The 1,618-nt window shown below is 70.9% G+C and carries 1 protein-coding gene; it reads left to right on the top strand.

The features are described 5' to 3' along the window. A partial coding sequence (locus ACWCQ6_RS37180) for a condensation domain-containing protein (protein ID WP_451096919.1) occupies window positions 1-1,618 on the top strand: 1,618 nt, incomplete at both ends.

Genomic DNA, 1,618 nt, shown 5'->3' with positions numbered 1-1,618 from the left:
GTCACGGTGCTGGAGACGCTGCCGCTCACCGCGAACGGCAAGGTCGACCGGGCTGCCCTCCCGGCGCCGGTGTTCGCGGACCGTTCGGAGTACGTGGAGCCGAGGACGGAGGTCGAGCGGCAGGTCGCGGCGGTCTTCGCTGAAGTGCTGCGAGTGGAGCGGGTCGGTCTGGAGGACGAGTTCTTCCAGCTCGGCGGGCACTCCCTGCTGGCCACGCAGCTGGTGGCGCGTGTCCGGGAGCGGTTTGGTGTGGAGCTGCGGCTGCGGACCTTGTTCGAGCGGCCGGTGGTGGGTGACTTCGCGGAGGCTGTGGCCGGGGCACGCACCCTGGACGTGGTGCCGCTGGTTCCGGTGGAGCGGTCGGGGCCGCTGGAGGTGTCGTACGCGCAGCAGCGGATGTGGTTCCTGCACCAGCTGGAGCCGGACAGCGCCTCCTATAACGTTCCGGCGGCCGTTCTGCTGCGTGGCTCCCTCGACGTGGAGCGGCTCCGCGCGGCCCTGAAGACGGTCGGGCGGCGGCACGAAGTCCTGCGGACGGTGTTCGCCGAGGTCGACGGTCGGCCCGTCCAGGTCATCCACGCCGAGCCCCTTGTCGACTTCAGGGAAGCAGAGGTCTCCGGGGGCGACGGCGTGCAGGCCGTCGCCGAGCGGCTCGCGGCCGAGCTGGCCGCCCGGCCGTTCGACCTGGAGCGCGGCCCGCTGACGCGCTGGGCGCTCGCCACCGTGGGGGAGGGGGAGCACCTGCTCGCCCTGACCATGCACCACATCGTGTCGGACGGCTGGTCGGTGGGTGTGCTGCTGCGTGAGGTGCAGGCCGCCTACGTCGGTGAGGTGCTGCCGGAACTTCCTGTTCAGTACGCCGATTTCGCGGTGTGGCAGCGGGAGTGGCTGGCCTCGGGTGTGCTGGAGGAGCAGCTGGTGCATTGGCGTACGGCGCTGGATGGTGCGCCGCCGGTGCTGGAGTTGCCGGCGGACTTTCCCCGCCCGGCCGTCCCCAGCTACCGGGGCGCTCATCTGCGTACGCACATCGATGGTGACACGGCCGCACGACTCGGCGAACTCGCCCGCGACCACGGGGCGACGCTGTTCATGGTCCTGCAGGCCGTGTACGCAGCGTTGCTGGCGCGGCGGGCCGGGCAGGAGGAGGTCGTGGTCGGTGTGCCGGTCGCGAACCGTTCCCGTACGGAGACGGAGAGCCTGATCGGGTTCTTCGTGAACACGTTGCCGGTGCGGACGCGCGTCGAGGCGGGTGAAACGTTCACGGGGCTGCTGGCGCGGGTGCGGGACACGTCGCTGGAGGCCTTCGCGCACCAGGACGTGCCCTTCGAGCGGCTGGTCGAGGAGCTGGCGCCCGACCGGGACCTGGCCCGCAACCCCATCTTCCAGGCCATGTTCGCCCTCCAGAACGCGCCCCGCACCGGCGTCGCCATGGACGGCGTGGAGCTCACGCAGCTCGCGGTCGAGGACGGAACGGCCAAGTTCGACCTCATGATGCTGGTCGACGAGTCGGGCTCCACGCTGGACGTATCGCTGGAGTACGCGACGGATCTGTTCGCCGAGGGTACGGCGCGGGCGGTGCTCGACGATTTCGTACGCGCTTGCCGGGTGCTGGCCGAGC

The sequence above is a fragment of the Streptomyces sp. NPDC001880 genome (assembly GCF_053594575.1).
This window is presented reverse-complemented; position numbering and strand designations above follow the sequence as displayed.